The organism is Streptomyces sp. NPDC048291 (assembly GCF_043201715.1).
Classification (GTDB): Bacteria; Actinomycetota; Actinomycetes; order Streptomycetales; family Streptomycetaceae; genus Streptomyces.
The window spans coordinates 1-15171 of the sequence record NZ_JBICZC010000025.1 but is presented as its reverse complement, the minus strand read 5'-3'; the positions used below and the strand labels follow the sequence as shown (position 1 = coordinate 15171).

At 72.9% G+C, this 15171-nt stretch carries 17 protein-coding genes; 7 read left to right on the top strand and 10 right to left on the bottom strand.

What is annotated here, in order from left to right:
- The 6 genes from ACGF5O_RS46510 to ACGF5O_RS46485 all read right to left on the bottom strand — a co-directional run bounded on the left by ACGF5O_RS46510 (nt 1) and on the right by ACGF5O_RS46485 (nt 6091).
- A complete protein-coding gene (locus ACGF5O_RS46510) occupies nt 1-1002 on the bottom strand; it encodes a proline racemase family protein (RefSeq protein ID WP_393816012.1) in 1002 nt (333 codons plus the stop codon).
- A gap of 28 nt (nt 1003-1030) precedes the next feature.
- Nucleotides 1031-1942, bottom strand: coding sequence for a dihydrodipicolinate synthase family protein (locus ACGF5O_RS46505; RefSeq protein WP_393816011.1), 912 nt, complete (start codon nt 1940-1942; stop codon nt 1031-1033).
- 52 nt (nt 1943-1994) lie between these two features.
- A complete protein-coding gene (locus ACGF5O_RS46500; RefSeq protein ID WP_393816010.1) occupies nt 1995-3425 on the bottom strand; it encodes an FAD-dependent oxidoreductase in 1431 nt (476 codons plus the stop codon).
- Nucleotides 3418-3717, bottom strand: a complete 300-nt coding sequence (locus ACGF5O_RS46495; RefSeq protein ID WP_393816009.1) for a (2Fe-2S)-binding protein — start codon at nt 3715-3717, stop codon at nt 3418-3420. Before ACGF5O_RS46495 ends, ACGF5O_RS46500 begins: the two co-directional genes overlap by 8 nt.
- On the bottom strand, nt 3714-4865 hold the full coding sequence (locus tag ACGF5O_RS46490) for an NAD(P)/FAD-dependent oxidoreductase (protein ID WP_393816008.1): 1152 nt from the start codon (nt 4863-4865) through the stop codon (nt 3714-3716). The genes ACGF5O_RS46495 and ACGF5O_RS46490 overlap by 4 nt, the downstream gene beginning before the upstream one ends.
- A 266-nt stretch (nt 4866-5131) precedes the next feature.
- A complete protein-coding gene (locus ACGF5O_RS46485) occupies nt 5132-6091 on the bottom strand; it encodes an NADP-dependent oxidoreductase (RefSeq protein ID WP_393816007.1) in 960 nt (319 codons plus the stop codon).
- A 605-nt stretch (nt 6092-6696) separates the two neighbouring features.
- Here ACGF5O_RS46485 and ACGF5O_RS46480 point away from each other — a divergent pair.
- Both ACGF5O_RS46480 and ACGF5O_RS46475 read left to right on the top strand, forming a co-directional pair.
- Nucleotides 6697-7269, top strand: coding sequence for a TetR/AcrR family transcriptional regulator (locus ACGF5O_RS46480; protein WP_393816006.1), 573 nt, complete (start codon nt 6697-6699; stop codon nt 7267-7269).
- A gap of 114 nt (nt 7270-7383) precedes the next feature.
- Entirely contained in the window at nt 7384-7749 is a 366-nt protein-coding gene (locus ACGF5O_RS46475; RefSeq protein WP_393816005.1) for a cupin domain-containing protein, read from the top strand.
- 49 nt (nt 7750-7798) lie between these two features.
- Here ACGF5O_RS46475 and ACGF5O_RS46470 read toward each other — a convergent pair whose 3' ends face one another.
- Together ACGF5O_RS46470 and ACGF5O_RS46465 are read right to left on the bottom strand one after the other, a co-directional pair.
- Nucleotides 7799-9139 (bottom strand): VWA domain-containing protein, encoded by a 1341-nt coding sequence (locus ACGF5O_RS46470; protein ID WP_393816076.1) that lies wholly within the window; start codon nt 9137-9139, stop codon nt 7799-7801.
- Between the two features lie 101 nt (nt 9140-9240).
- Nucleotides 9241-10098 (bottom strand): AAA family ATPase, encoded by an 858-nt coding sequence (locus ACGF5O_RS46465; RefSeq protein ID WP_393816004.1) that lies wholly within the window; start codon nt 10096-10098, stop codon nt 9241-9243.
- Between the two features lie 140 nt (nt 10099-10238).
- On the opposite strand from ACGF5O_RS46465, the gene ACGF5O_RS46460 reads away from it, so the two are divergent.
- The 5 genes from ACGF5O_RS46460 to ACGF5O_RS46440 are packed head-to-tail and all read left to right on the top strand — an operon-like array spanning nt 10239 to nt 13798.
- Nucleotides 10239-10811: a TetR/AcrR family transcriptional regulator gene (locus ACGF5O_RS46460; RefSeq protein ID WP_393816003.1), complete on the top strand. Its 573-nt coding sequence runs from the start codon at nt 10239-10241 to the stop codon at nt 10809-10811.
- Nucleotides 10812-10870: 59 nt separating this feature from the next.
- Entirely contained in the window at nt 10871-11551 is a 681-nt protein-coding gene (locus tag ACGF5O_RS46455) for an ABC transporter permease (RefSeq protein ID WP_393816002.1), read from the top strand.
- Nucleotides 11548-12219, top strand: a complete 672-nt coding sequence (locus ACGF5O_RS46450) for an ABC transporter permease (protein WP_393816001.1) — start codon at nt 11548-11550, stop codon at nt 12217-12219. The genes ACGF5O_RS46455 and ACGF5O_RS46450 overlap by 4 nt, the downstream gene beginning before the upstream one ends.
- Nucleotides 12216-13154, top strand: coding sequence for an ABC transporter substrate-binding protein (locus ACGF5O_RS46445; RefSeq protein WP_393816000.1), 939 nt, complete (start codon nt 12216-12218; stop codon nt 13152-13154). The genes ACGF5O_RS46450 and ACGF5O_RS46445 overlap by 4 nt, the downstream gene beginning before the upstream one ends.
- A 41-nt stretch (nt 13155-13195) precedes the next feature.
- Nucleotides 13196-13798: a hypothetical protein gene (locus ACGF5O_RS46440; protein WP_393815999.1), complete on the top strand. Its 603-nt coding sequence runs from the start codon at nt 13196-13198 to the stop codon at nt 13796-13798.
- Between the two features lie 22 nt (nt 13799-13820).
- Here ACGF5O_RS46440 and ACGF5O_RS46435 read toward each other — a convergent pair whose 3' ends face one another.
- On the bottom strand, nt 13821-14975 hold the full coding sequence (locus ACGF5O_RS46435; protein WP_393815998.1) for an ABC transporter ATP-binding protein: 1155 nt from the start codon (nt 14973-14975) through the stop codon (nt 13821-13823).
- A 22-nt stretch (nt 14976-14997) separates the two neighbouring features.
- A partial coding sequence (locus tag ACGF5O_RS46430) for an LUD domain-containing protein (RefSeq protein ID WP_393816075.1) occupies nt 14998-15171 on the bottom strand: 174 nt, incomplete at its 5' end.

The window sequence follows — 15171 nt, the reverse complement described above, 5'->3', positions numbered from 1 at the left end:
TCAGAGTACGAAGCCGGCCGGGAACGGGTCGGCCGGGTCCAGCAGATACTGGGCGGTGCCGGTGACCCAGGCCCGCCCGGTGAAGCTGGGCAGGACCGCGGGGCGGCCCGCGACCTCCGTGGTGCCGAGGAGCCGGCCGGTGAACCGGGTGCCGATGAACGACTCGTTCACGAACTCGGTGTCCAGCGGGAGTTCACCGCGGGCGTGCAACTGCGCCATCCGCGCGCTGGTGCCGGTGCCGCAGGGGGAGCGGTCGAACCAGCCCGGGTGGATGGCCATCGCATGCCGGGAGAGGCGGGCCGTGGCGCCGGGGGCGACCAGGTGGACGTGGTGGCAGCCGCGGATGGACGGGTCCTCGGGGTGGACCGGCTCCGCCTCCGCGTTGATCGCCGCCATCAGGGACAGACCGGCCCGGAGGATGTCGTCCTTTCGGGTGCGGTCGAAGGGGAGGTCGAACTCGTCCAGGGGGAGGATGGCGTAGAAGTTGCCGCCGTATGCCATGTCATATGTCACTGACCGCCCGTCGGCCAGCACGATCTTCCGGTCCAGCGCGACCGAGAACGACGGCACGTTCCGCAGCGTGACGTGCTGCGCCGCACCGTCCTCCACCGCCACCTCGGCGACGACCACACCGGCCGGGGTGTCGAGCCGGATGGTGGTGACCGGCTCCACGACCTCCACCATCCCGGTCTCCACGAGCACCGTCGCCACCCCGATCGTGCCGTGCCCGCACATCGGCAGGTAGCCGGAGACCTCGATGTAGACCACGCCCCAGTCGCAGTCGGGCCGGGTCGGCGGCTGCAGGATCGCCCCGCTCATCGCGGAGTGCCCGCGCGGCTCGTTCATCAGCAACTGCTTGATGTCGTCGCGGTGTTCACGGAAATACAGCCGCCGCTCGTTCATGGTCGCGCCGGGGACGGTGCCGATCCCGCCGGTGATCACGCGGGTGGGCATGCCCTCGGTGTGCGAGTCGACGGCGTGCAGGACGAGTTTGCTGCGCATGACGCTCCTGGAGGGTGGGCGGGTCGGGTTACGCCAGTCCGGCCGCGACGGCCTTCTCGGTGGCCGCGCGGACCACGGCCTCCTGCTCGGGCAGCAGCCGCACGCGCGGCGGGCGGCAGGCACCGCCGTGCCGGCCGACGATGTCCATGGACAACTTGATGGCCTGCACGAACTCGACCCTGGAGTCCCAGCGCAGCAACGGATGCAGTTGCGCGTACAGCCGCTTGGCGGTGTCCAGGTCGCCGTCCACCGCCGCGTGGTACAGCTCGACGGACGCCGCCGGCAGCGCGTTCGGGTAGCCGGCCACCCAGCCCTTGGCACCCGCGACCGCGAGCTCCAGCAGGACGTCGTCGGCGCCGATCAACAGGTCGAGTTCCGGGGCCAGTTCGGCCAGCCGGTAGGCCCGGCGAACATCGCCGGAGAACTCCTTCACGGCGTGGATGTACCCCTCGCCGTGCAGCCTGGCGAGCAGTTCCGGGACGAGGTCGACCTTGGTGTCGATGGGGTTGTTGTACGCCACGATCGGCACCCCCGCCTTCGCGACCTCCGCGTAGTGCGCAAGGACCGAACGCTCGTCGGCACGGTAGGCGTTGGGCGGCAGCAGCATGACGGCCGCGCAGCCGGCGTCCCGGGCCTGCTCGGCCCAGCGGCGGGCCTCGGCCGAGCCGTAGGCGGCGACCCCGGGCATCACCCGCGCCCCGCCGATCGCGGCCACGGCGGTCTCCACGACCCGGGCCCGCTCCTCGGGGGTGAGTACCTGGTACTCGCCGAGGGAGCCGTTCGGTACGACGCCGTCGCAGCCGTTCTCGACCAGCCAGACGCAGTGCTCGGCGTACTTGTCGTAGTCGACGGAGTGGTTGCCGGCGAGGTCGTCGGCGAGGGGGAGTGCGGTGGCTACCAGGACGCCGCGCCAGGGGCGGGGGTGGGGGGCGGTGGTCATGCGGTTCCCTTCGGTGGAATGTGACATATCACTGTTGTTCGCACTGCTGCTCTCACCACTGTTCCGACGGCGGTCCTGACCGGGGTTCGCCGTCATCGCCGGCCCGCGCCAGCACACCCAGCGGTACCGGCCGCGCGAACGGCCTCGCCCCCGCCGTCTCCGGGCACCCGGCGAGCCCCGCGACCGCGGGCCCGCACATCCGGCCCTGGCACCAGCCCATCCCGGCCCGGGTGAGCAGCTTGACGGTCCGTACGTCTCCCGCGCCCAGCTCGGTCACGGCCCGGCGGACCGCTCCGCCGGTGACCTCCTCGCAGCGGCAGACGACCGTGTCGTCCGTGACCTGCTCGGCCCAGTGCGCGGGCGGCGCGTAGGCGTCGTCCATCGCGGCGGCGAACCGGCGCAGACCCGCTCGGGTCCGGGCGGCCCCCGCCCAGCCGCGCGGGTCCGGCTCCCGGCCCGACAGCCGGGCGGCGGCCGACCGTCCCGCGATGTGCCCCTCGGCGAGGGCGAGGTCCGCGCCGCCGACACCGGTGGCCTCGCCCGCCGCCCATACCCCCGGGACGTCGGTGCGCTGCTCGTCGTCCACGTGCACCGCGACGCCGTCGACACGGCAGCCCAGCCCCTGGGCGAGATCGGTGTGCGGGAGCATGCCGTGCCCCACGGCCAGGGTGTCGCAGTCGATGCGCCGTCGGGTGTCCGGCCGTACCCGGCCCTCGGCATCCAGTGCGGCGACGGTCACCGCTTCCAGGCGCTGGTCGCCGTGCGCTTCGACGACGGTGTGGTGGACCAGGGTGCGTACCCGGTGCCCTGCCAACTGCCCCGCGTACCGGGCGCCTTCGGCGAGCTTGGCGGGCCGCGCGGCCAGGGCCGGGGACCGTCGTACGAAGGCCCGGGGGTCGGCGGACTCCACCAGCGCCGCCACCCGGGCGCCGGCCGCCGCGAGGCCGGTGGCGACGGGCAGCAGCAGCGGTCCGGTGCCGGCGACGACGGCCGTACGTCCGGGCAGCACCAGTCCGCCCTTGAGCATGGCCTGGGCGCCGCCCGCCGTGACGACACCGGGGAGCGTCCAGCCGGGGAAGGGCAGCACCTTCTCGTAGCCGCCGGTGGCAAGCAGTACCGCGTCCGCGCGGACCTCCTCCGGCCGCTCCTGCTCCGGACCGAGCAGGGCGTGCACGGTGAAGCCCTCCGGCCGTCGCTCGACGAACCACACATGACGGTCCCGCAGATGTACCGCGTGCCCGGCCTCCAACTGCCGGTCGAGCCCGTCGCGCAGGCGCACCCAACTGGACCAGTGGTGGTGCAGAGCCTGCGGCCGGAGGGCACCGAGCCCGGCGGCGGGCTGCCGGTAGAACTGGCCGCCCGCCTCGGGCGCGGCGTCGATCAGGGTGACGCGTACACCGTGCCGGGCGGCGGCCAGGGTGGCGGCGAGACCGGCCGGGCCCGCGCCGATCACGGCGAGGTGGGGGCGGGGCCGCTCAGTCATCGTGGCCCGTGCCCTCCTGCGTGCGGATGGCGTCGCCCGGGTGCAGGGGCACCAGGCAAGCCCGTTGGTTGGGGCGGTCGTTGACGGTGACCAGGCAGTCGAAGCAGACGCCGATCCCGCAGAAGACCCCCCGGGGACGGCCCTCGCCCCGGGTGGTCCGCCAGGAGGTGACGCCGGACGCCCAGAGCGCGGCGGCGACCGTCTGGCCCGGCCATGCCTCGATCTCCCGGCCGTCGAAGGTGACGGTGAAGGCGGGACCCGGCCGGGCCCGGGTCAGTTCCAGCGGGTTCACGCGGCCTCCTCGGCGAAACGCTCGGGACGGAACGGCGTCAGGTCCAGCGCCGGTACCTTGCCGCTGAGCGCCTGAGCGATCAACTGCCCGGTGCCGGTGGCGAGTCCGATGCCCGCGCCCTCGTGCCCGCAGGCGTGGAGGAGACCGGGGGCGCGGGGGTCGGGGCCGATCGCGGGGAGGTGGTCGGGCAGGTACGGGCGGAAGCCCAGGTAGCTTCGTATCGCCCGGACTTCGGACAGGAACGGGAACAGGCGGGTCGCGCCCGCCGCCAGCGCCCGTACGACCGGAAGCGAGAACGACCGGTCGAAGCCGACGCGTTCCCGGCTCGCGCCGATCAGGATCGGCCCGGCCGCGGTGCCCTCGACGACCGGCGAGGTCTGCAGCGCGGCCGAGTCGCTGGCCACGTCGGCGACGTAGTCGGCGGCGTACACCTTGTGCCGGACCCGGCGCGGCAGCGGCTCGGTGACCAGGACGAAGCCGCGCCGGGGCAGCACGGGCAGGTGCACCCCGGCGAGGGCGGCCAGCTCGCCGCCCCAGGTCCCGGCCGCGTTCACCACGGCCGGGGCGTGGATCTCGCCGTGGTCGGTGCGGACACCGCGTACGGCACCGTCGGCGCCGCGCAGTACCCCCGTCACCGTGCGGCCGGTCGACAGACGGGAGCCCGAGGCCCGTAGCAGATGTGCGGCGGCCAGCGTCGGCATGACCTGGGCGTCCTGGGGGTAGCGCACCGCGCCGGCCAGACCGGGCGTCAGATGCGGTTCCAGCTCGCGGAGTTGCTCCGCGTCGACGCTCTCCGCCGTCACCCCGGCGGCCCGTTGGCGGGCCGCGAACTCCTCCAGGGCGGTGAGCCCCTCGGGTTCGGCGGCGACGACGATCCCGCCCTTCGGCTCGTACTCGATCCGGGCGCCCAGCTCCCCGGCCAGGTCGGTCCACAACCGGCCGGACAGCAGGGCGAGTTCGAGCTCGGGCCCGGGCTCCTTGTCGGAGACCAGCAGGTTCCCCTCGCCCGCTCCCGTCGTACCGCCGGCCACCGGACCACGGTCCACCACGACGACGTCCAGGCCCGCCCGAGCGGCGTACAGGGCACACGCGGCGCCCACCATGCCCGCCCCGACGACCACGACATCGCAGGTCAGTCGCATGCTCACGCCAGTAATATGTCACATGGCACACCTGCCGGGGAAGACCGCCGACAACCGCGGGCGCAGTGGTGACCGAGTACCGCACCGGTCCACCCCCGCCGCCCGAACGGCCGCGACGATCGCCTTCAGCGGGATCGGGGCAGGCCGAGGGCGGTCTCGGCAGTGTCAGTCGTCACGGTCCCCGCCGGCGTGCACATCGACACGGTCGAGCGACGATCCTGTGGTCGTCCCGGCCGTGAGGGGCCGGTGGCATCGGGGGCGCCGGAACCCGGTCAGGGGATCAGCACGATCTTCCCCCGCACGTGGCCGGTCTCGCTGCGTTCATGTGCCTCGGCCGCCTCCGAGAGCGGAAAGGTCTGCTGGACGGCGACCTGCAACTGCCCGCGGGTGGCGAGCGTGATGAGGTCCACCAGGTCTTTCGCGTTCGGAGCGACGGTGACGTCGGTGAAGCGGATGCCGCGTTCCCGAGCCTTCGCGCGTACTTCGGGGCGGCCCGGATTGGGCTGACGCACGTCCACGTAGACGCCGCCGGGCGGCAGGAGCGTCAGCGAGCGGAGGCCGTAGTCGTCGCCCAGCGGGTCCAGGACCACGTCGACGCCGTCCCGGATCGTCCTGGTGAAGTCCTCCGACGTGTAGTCGATCACTTCGTCCGCACCCAGCCGGCGCAGGAAGGCGTGCTTCTCCAGGCGCGCGGTGCCGATCACACGCGCCCCGTGTGCTTTGGCGATCTGCACCGCGAGATGCCCGACGCCGCCGGCCGCGGCATGGATCAGCACCCGCTGCCCAGAGGCGACCTGAGCCTTCGCCAGGGCCTGCCAGGCTGTCAGCCCTGCCGTGGCCAGTCCTCCCGCCTGGACCAGGTCCACCTCGGACGGAACACGAGCCAGCATGTCGGCCCGCGCGAGGGCGTACTGCGCCTGCGCACCACCGGGCGGGTAGACCATCCCGTACACCCGGTCGCCCGGGACGAAGCCGGTTGCCTCACCGCCGATCGCCTCCACCTCGCCGGCGAGGTCCATGCCGGGCGTGAACGGCGGTTGGAGGAACCGGTGGTCGGCGAGCCCGGCGCGGATCTTCCAGTCGGCGGGGTTGACGCCGGCCGCGCGGACGCGGACCAGGACGTCATCGGGGCCGGGTACGGGGCGCTCGACCTCCTCGACCCGGAGGACTTCGGGACCGCCGTAGCCGATCTGGCGGACGGCATGCATGGAGTGCGCGGTACTGGTGGGCATGGGCGTGTTCATGTTCCTCGGTTCTTGGATATCGGCAGTGCCGGGTCGGCCCGGCATTCCACGGGTCCGCTGCGGCAGACGCCCGGGACCGAGCCGTGCGCAGCAGGGCCGGGGTGTGAAGCGGTCCGACGGCGCGGGTCGGGAGGTGGGTGCGGTACGCCTTGGCCTCCGTGTCCGGGCCGGGTGGGGCGACGTGCGTGGTGTCGGCGCAGGGGAGGCCGCCCGGCTACGGGATGCGTATGACCATGCGACCGTCCAGCTCGCGACGGCTCAGGGCGGTCAGCAGGCGGGGGGTCTCCTCCCAGGCGGCCGCGACCGGGCGGGGAGAACCGGATCGAATGCAGGTCGCCCCGGCTGACGGTCGACGCCGAGACCTGCACCAGGAGCTCACTGCCCGTTCGGTCGGGCTCGGGCACTTCGGCGAACTCCACCGAGCCGTCCTTCGTCGTGGTCAACGCGCGCATGACGGTCTTCCTTTCATCCATGCGGGAACACCCGCCTCGATGCCCGGGCAGGCGTCGGCGGCGTAAGTGGACTAGGGTGCCCACTTGAAGACCGTAACATGTAAGTGGGCACCCGTGCCCACTTTTATTCGGGATGGTGGCATGACCGAACAGGACGGAGCGCGACGAACCCTGCGCTCCGACGCCGAACGCAACCGGGACCGCATCGCCGACGCCGCCCGCGCCGCCTTCCGCGAGCTCGGAGCCGACACGCCGATGAAGGAGATCGCGAAGCGCGCGGGCGTGGGCACCGCCACGCTCTACCGCCGCTTCCCGACCCGCGAGGACCTCCTGGCCCACGTCTTCACCGACCGGCTCACCGGATGCGAGGACTCGGTGCACAGCGCGCTGAACCACCCCGACCCCTGGCAGGGCCTGGTCGATCACATCGACCACCTCACCCACCTCCAGCTGGAGGACCGGGCGTTCACCGCTGTCTTCCTGTACGAGTTCCCGCCGGACAGCGCGGTCAGCCACTCCCGCGCCGAAGCCGGGAAAGCCCTGCACCAACTGCTCGACGCGGCGAAGGCCACCGGTGACCTCCGCCGGGACGTCGACGCGAACGACGTCATGCTGCTGCTCAAGGCGAACGACGGGGTACTGCGCTGGTCCGACGATCCCGCTCGGGAAAGCCGACACCTCATCGAGCGCTTCCTCCGCTCCCTCCACACCTGACCGGCCCGCGCCACCGGACTGCCCCCGCTCGGCGCACCCGCCCGGATGGCGCTCCCGAGTTGACAGGAAGACGATGGAGTGGTCGACGGGGGTTCGAAGGGAGGAGACACCGTCATGCTGGAGATCAAGACGGTCGACAAGCCGGACGAGCGGCGGGACTTCCCCCGCGGCCACCTGGAGGCCGTGCACCTGACCGGCCTCGACTTCGCCATCGGTACGTTCGAGCCGGGCTGGCGCTGGTCGGAGTCGGTGGCGCCGATCGCGGGCACCGAGAGCTGCATGGTCCACCACAACGGCTATGTGGTGCAGGGCAGGATGCACCTCGTCATGGACGACGGCGGCGAAGGCGAGATCGGCCCCGGTGACGTCTTCGTCCTTCCGCCGGGGCACGACGCCTGGGTCGTGGGGGACGAGCAGGTCATCGTGTACGACTTCGCCGGCGGCATGGCGACGGACTACGCGAAGGCCGGGGAGAGCTGAGGGCGGCAGACGGTGCCGTCACCTTCCGCGGGTGACGGCACCCGGTGTGTCAGACGGGCAGCAGCCGCGCGATCAGCCCGCCGAGCTGGCGGGCGGTGCGGCACTCGTGCATCTCCACCAGCTTCGCGTACTCCGGCGCGGCCGAGTCCCCGGTGCCCCACAGGGAGTGCGGCTCGGGGTTCAGCCAGTAGACGCGCCGCGCCTGCCCGGCGATCCGCCGCACGGCGGCGAGGTTCGGGTCGAGGTTGTTGGTGCGGGCGTCGCCGAGCACGAACACCGTGGTCCGCGGGCCCACGGCGGCGCCGTACCGCTCCGCGAACTCGCCCAGCGCCATGCCGTAGTCGCTGCTGCCGTGCCAGCCGGTGAGCGTCGCCTCGGCGCGGATCCGGGCGCCGAGCCCCTCCGGATCGGCCCGGCCGTGCTCAAGCAGGCCGGTTACCTCGTCGATCCGGTTGACGAAGGCGAACACCCGGACCTTGCTGAACTGGTCGTGCAGCGCCTGCACCAGCAGCATCGTGAAGTCGGAGAACCCCGACACCGAGCCCGAGACGTCGCACAGCAGCACCAGTTCGGGCCGGACCGGGCGGCGCCGGCGCAGCACCGGCCGCATCGGCACCCCGCCCGTGGACAGCGAGCCGCGCAGGGTGCGCCGCAGGTCGATGGTGCCGCGTGCGGCCCGGCGGCGGCGCGCGGCCAGCCGGGTCGCCAGCTTCCGCGCCAGCGGCTGCACGGTCCTGCGCAGCTCGGTGAGCTGTTCCCGCCCGGCGGACAGGAAGTCCACCCGGTCGGCGGACGGCGCCACCGCCCGACGGGCGATCTGGTCCCGCCCGCGCCGCTCGGCCACCCGGCGCCGGGCCTCCGCCGCGACCATGCCCCGGAAGTCCTCGATCCGCCGCCGGATCTCGTCGTCGAGCAGCCGGTCCGCGAACCCCGAGCCTCCGCCCCGCGCCCGGACGTCCGCCCGCACCCGCGCGAGCAGCGTCTGCGGCCGCAGCCGGTCCAGGGTCTGGTACGACGACCAGCCGTCCGAGCCCGGCGAACTCCCGTATCCGCCCAGGCCGTCCACCGCCTCGGCCGCCAACCGCCGCAGCAGCGCGGTGTCGTCGTCGGCAAGGGCGGCGGCGAGCCGCTCCCGCAGCTCCTCCCGGTCGCCGGACCCGCCGTCGGAACCGGCGCCGGGTCCGCCCACCGTGCGCGGGAAGTAGAGGTCGAAGACCTGGTCGAACACGGCCCGTTGGCCGGTGCCGTGCAGCAGGGTCGCGGCCAGCCCCTCGCGCAGCAGCTCCCGGTCCGCGAGACCCAGCGCCGCCACCGCCCGGCCCGCGTCCACGGTCTCCCCGGTGCCGATCCGCACCCCGTGCGCCCGCAGCGCGCCGGCCAGTCCGGTCAGCCGCCCGGCGAGGTCGGCACGGTCGGCGAGGTCGGCACGGTCGGCCGGAGCGTCGGTCGCCGGCCCGGTCGGGGACCCGGTCGATGCGTCGGCCGGTGTGCTCACAGCGTGTCCAGGTCCAGCTTGGCGGCCGCCTTCTGGATGTCGTCCTGGTGCTTGAGGATCACGCCCAGGGAGTCCCGTACGACCTGCTCGTCCAGCGTGTCGGCGCCCAGGGCCAGCAGGGTGCGCGCCCAGTCGATGGTCTCCGCGACCGAGGGGACCTTGCGCAGGTCCATGGCCCGCAGTGCCCCGACCACCCGGACCACGGACTCGGTGAGCGCCTCGGTGAGCGCCGGCACCTTGAGCCGTACGATCCGGCGCTCCAGCTCCTCGTCCGGGAAGCCGATGTGCAGGAACAGGCAGCGGCGGCGCAGCGCCTCGGACAGCTCGCGGCTGGCGTTGGAGGTGAGGACGACGAAGGGGCGGCGGGTCGCGGTGACCGTGCCCAGCTCGGGGACCGTCACCTGGAAGTCGCTGAGCACCTCCAGGAGCAGGCCCTCCACCTCGACGTCGGCCTTGTCCGTCTCGTCGATGAGCAGCACCTTCGGGTCGTCGCCCCGGATCGCGGTGAGCAGCGGGCGGGGGAGCAGGAACTCCTCGCTGAAGATGTCGGTACGGGCCTCGTCCCAGGTCTCGTCCCGGCCGGCGCTGATCCGCAGCAGCTGCTTGGCGTGGTTCCACTCGTACAGCGCCCGGGACTCGTCCACGCCCTCGTAGCACTGGAGGCGTACCAGGCGGGCACCGGCGACCTCGGCGACGGCCTTCGCCAGTTCGGTCTTGCCGACCCCGGCGGGGCCCTCGACGAGGAGCGGCTTGCCCAGCCGGTCGGCCAGGAAGACGGTGGTGGCGACGGCGGGGGAGGCGAGGTAGCCGGTCTCCGCGAGGCGGGCGGAGACGTCGTCGACGGAAGTGAACAACGGGGCCTCCGGCTGATCAGGTTCGTGGAACGTATGCGGGGAACAGGTCCGGCCTCCTATCTAAGCGCTTGTTCACCTCGCCTGCCACCCTGTATACCGATCGGTTTCCTCACACTCTCCCGCGCGGTAACCTCGGCCCTATGGCCACCACAGACAAGGCGTCCCCCCGGGACCGGCTCCTCGACGCCGCCGCCGAGCTCTTCTACCACGACGGCGTCTCCATCGGCGTCGAGGCGCTGTGCAGGTCGGCCGGGGTCTCCAAGCGCTCGATGTACCAGCTCTTCGACAGCAAGGACGAGGTGCTCGCCGCCAGCCTGGAGCGGCGCAGGCCCTGGTACGAGGCCCAGCTCAGGTCCCCGGACGCCGAGTCGGCCAGCCCCCGCGAGCGGATCGGGTACGTGTTCCGGCGGGCGGAGGAGAGCGCGGCGGCCCCCGGCTACTGCGGCTGCCCCTACCTCGCCGTCCTGGTCGAGCTGAAGGACAGCGAGCATCCCGCGAGCGTGGTGGCCCGAGCGGCCAAGGAACTGCTGCGGGGCTACTTCGAGGAGCAGGCCGAACAGGGCGGCGCGGCGGATCCCGCCCTGCTCGCCCGGCAGCTCATGCTGATCTTCGACGGGGCCAGCGCCCGGGCCGGCGCCCGGATCGAGCACCTCGACGACGGCCTGCTCACGGCGACGGCCACCACGCTGCTTGACGCGGCCGGCATGAAGTAGCCGCCCGGACGGATCACCACAACGCGCCGGGCCGGCCGCCCACCCGATGCAATGGAGGCGTGACCGCGCCCCCGAACGACTGCCTCGCGCGCAACGAGTGGATCTGCGGCGCCTATCTGACCAGCCGCCGCCAGATCCTCCTCGACGCGGTCGGCCAGCACCTGCGGCTCACCGCGGTCTCGGTGCTCCTCGGACTCGTCATCGCCGTCCCGCTGGCCGTGCTGGCGCGCCGCTGGCGCTGGTCGGCCGGACCCGTCCTCGGCATCACGACCATCCTCTACACCATCCCGTCCCTGGCGATGTTCTCCCTGCTCCTGCCCCTGTACGGCCTCTCGGCCACCCTCGTCGTCGCCGGCCTGGTCCTCTACTCGCTCACCCTGCTGGTCCGCAACATCCTCGCGGGCCTGCGCGCCGTCCCCGAAGAGACCCGGCAGGCCGCCCGGGGCCTCGGCTACGGCCCGATCCGCCTCCTGCTCACCGTCGAACTTCCCCTCGCCCTGCCCGCCGCGATGGCCGGCCTGCGCATCGCCACCGTCTCCGCGGTCTCCCTGGTCACCGTCGGCGCGATCGTCGGCTTCGGCGGACTCGGCAACCTGATCTACGCCGGCATGAACACCTACTTCAAGGCACAGGTGCTCACCGCCTCCGTGCTCTGCGTGCTGATCGCCGTCGCCGCCGACCTGCTGCTGCTCGGCGTGCAGCGGCTGCTCACCCCGTGGACGCGGGCGGCCCGCGCGTGAACACCCTCGCCGACGCCTGGGCCTGGCTCACCGAACCGGCGCACTGGGCCGGCGACGACGGCATCGGGCACCGACTGCTCCAGCACCTCGACCTCACCGCCGTCTGCCTCGTCGTCAGCTGCCTGATCGCACTCCCGGTCGCGCTGGTCCTCGGCCACCTCGGCAAGGGCGGCGCGCTCGCCGTGAACATCTCCAACGTCGGCCGGGCCGTCCCCACCTTCGCCGTCCTGGTCCTGCTCCTTCTCACTCCCATCGGCACCTGGGGCGAGGGCCCCACCGTGGTCGCCCTGGTGCTGTTCGCCGTGCCGCCCCTGCTCACCAACGCCTACGTCGGCATGCGCGAGGTCGACCGGAGCATCGTGCAGGCCGCACGGGGGATGGGGATGACCGGGCGGCAGATGCTGCTTCACGTGGAACTGCCCCTTTCGCTCCCCATGGTCCTCACCGGGGTGCGGATCGCGGCCGTCCAGCTCGTCGCCACCGCCACCATCGCCGCACTCGCCGGCGGCGGCGGACTCGGCCGGATCATCACCGCCGGATTCAACCTGGCCAGCACGCCCATGGTGGTCGCCGGCGCGGTCCTGGTCGCCGGCTTCGCCTTGGTCGTCGAGGGCGTCTTCGCACTCGCCGAACGGCTCGCCCCGGTCCGGCTGCGGGGCTCGCGATGAGACTCCGCACGGCGGCCGGTGCCCTGCTCCTCACCCTCACCGCCTGCACCACCGGCCCCTCCCTGGAGAACCGGGGCGAGGTCACCGCGCCCCCGGGCGACAGCAAGCACCTGACCATCGGCTCCGCCGGCTTCACCGAGAGCGACCTGCTCGCCCAGATGTACGCCCAGCTCCTGAACCAGGCCGGATACCAGACCTCCCTGATCACCGTCGCCAACCGCGAACTCTACGAACCCGCCCTGGAGTCCGGGCAGATCGACGTGGTCCCCGAGTACGCGGCCACCTTCGCCGACTGGCTCAACGCCCGGACGAACGGGGCCGACGCGGCGCCCGTGGGCTCGCCCGACCTCGCCGCCACGATGAAGGCACTGCGCCGCCTCACCACACCGCGCGGCCTGACCGTCCTCGACCCGGGCCGGGCCGTCGACCAGAACGCCTTCGCGGTCACCGCCGCCTACGCCCGGCAGCACCACCTCAGGACGCTCAGCGACCTCGGCGCGTCGGGACTGGAGGTACGGCTCGCGGCCGGCGACGAATGCGTGCAACGGCCGTACTGCGAGCCGGGGCTGAAGAAGGTCTACGGCATCGACATCACCGGCATCGACCCCAAGGGCGTCGGGACCACCCAGGCCAAGCTGGCCGTGCAGCACGGCCAGGACCAGATGATGCTGACCACGACCACCGACGCGACGCTCGACCAGTTCGGTCTCGTCCTCCTCGCCGACGACAGGCATCTGCAGAACGCCGACTACGTCGTCCCGGTCGTCAACCGCGCCCGGGCGGGCAGCGAGCGCGTCACCAAGGCGCTGGGGAGGCTGAACGACGTCCTCACCACGGCCGATCTGGCCGCCATGAACCAGCAGGTGGACAGCTGGCGGCGGCTGCCCCAGGACGTGGCCCGGACGTATCTGCGGGACAAGGGCCTGCTGAAGTGACGGCAGGGCCCGTTGTCAGTGGCGGGCGGTACGTTCGTGGCATGGGGATCAATCTGGTGAGTGTCGGCGCGCAGGAGTGGCTCGACGGCGACGGCGACGAGGACGAGGGCGGCAAGGGCGCTCTCGCCGCGGCCCTCGACGAGGAGCTGCGACGGCGCGGACTGGCGCCGTACGAGTCGGTGCCCGAGACGGCCGCCTTCGTGCGCGGCTCGGGGCTGTCGTTCGAGGAGAAGCTGGTGCCGTCCATGGCCGGGTTCACCGCGCTGTGCCAGGAGCATCTCGCACCGCGCGAGACGGAGCTGCTGCTGGGCTGGTCGGTGCTGGTGCCGCTCTCCCTCGACGAGGAGATCAGGCTGCCGCTGAGCTCCGCCTACGACGACGAGACGGTGGTCGCCGGTGCCCCCGAGGTACTGGCCCTGGCGCAGCGGCTGGCGGCGGTGATCGGGCTGCCCGTCGAGGCGATACCGGAGGCCTGCGACAACCTCGACCTGACCATGTGGTTCCTGGAGGGGCAGGCGAAGGAGACGGCCGAGTCCCGACCCGGCCCGTGGGGCGAGGACCTGGACACCGCCTTCTACGTCGCGCTGTACCTGCGGGCCGCCCAGCACTCGCTGCGCCGCGGCTGCCCGATGACGTACTGCTGACGACCGCCGCCCCCTCCGCCGGTCAGGCGTCGGAGACCGAGTCGAACGGCACCTGGCCCCGGGAGACGCCGCGCGCCTCCGCGTCCACCGAGCGGCGCAGCGCCTCATGCAGCTTGGCCGGGGTGAGTACGCCGAGGAAGCGCGAACCGTCCAGCACCGCGACCCACCCGGCGTCGTACTGGAGCATCACACCGAACGCCTGCTTCAGCGGGGCACCCACCGGTACCCAGGCGGTCATCCGGTGGGCGAGTCCGTCGATCGTGCCGCCCGCCGCCAGCTCGTCCCGGCCGACCCAGCCGTGCAGGTCGCCGCGGGTGTCCAGGACCACCGCCCACCGGGCGCCCTCCGCCCGCAGCCGTGCGGCGGCGCTCGCGGCCAACTCGCCCAGGCGGGCCACCGGCGGCTGCTCCAGGTCGTCCGGCTCGATCTCGGTCACCGACAGCCGCTTCAGCCCCCGGTCCGCGCCCACGAACCCGGCCACGTACGGCGTGGCCGGCCGGCCCAGCACCGTACCCGGGGTGTCGAACTGCTCGATCCGCCCCTGCCCGTACACCGCTATCCGGTCGCCGAGCCGCACCGCCTCCTCGATGTCGTGCGTGACCAGCAGTACGGTCTTGCGCACGGCGGCCTGCATCCGGAGGAACTCGTCCTGCAACTGCTCGCGCACCACCGGATCGACCGCGCCGAACGGTTCGTCCATCAGCAGCACCGGAGGATCGGCGGCGAGCGCCCGGGCCACACCGACGCGCTGCCGCTGGCCGCCGGAGAGCTGGTCCGGGTAGCGCGGCCCGTACGTCTTCGGGTCCAGGCCGACGAGATCGAGCAGTTCCGCGGCGCGGGCCCTGGCCCTGGCCCGCTTCCAGCCGAGCAGCGCCGGGACGGTCGCGGTGTTGTCGAGGATCGTGCGGTGCGGGAACAGGCCCACCTGCTGGATGACATAGCCGATCCGGCGCCGCAGCCGCACCGGATCGGCCCCCGCGACGTCCTCGCCGTCGACGAGGATCCGGCCCGAGGTCGGTTCGACGAGCCGGTTGACCATCATCATCGTCGTGGTCTTGCCACAGCCGGAGGGGCCGACGAGCGTGACGAGTTCACCCTCGGCCACCTCGAAGGAGAGGCCGTCCACCGCGGTCGTCCCGTCCGCGTACCGCTTGGTGACCTGCTCGAACCGGATCATTCCCTCACGTTAACCGCGCCCGTCACGAATCGCCCGTGCTCGCCTCGGGGCCCGGCCGGTCGCCGCCGACGAGCACCACCTCCAGGGTGCGTGGACCGTGTACCCCCTCGACCCGGTCCAGCTCGATGTCACTGGTGGCCGAAGGGCCGGAGATCCAGGTCAACGGGCGGGCCGGGTCGAGCCGTTCGAGGGCCTG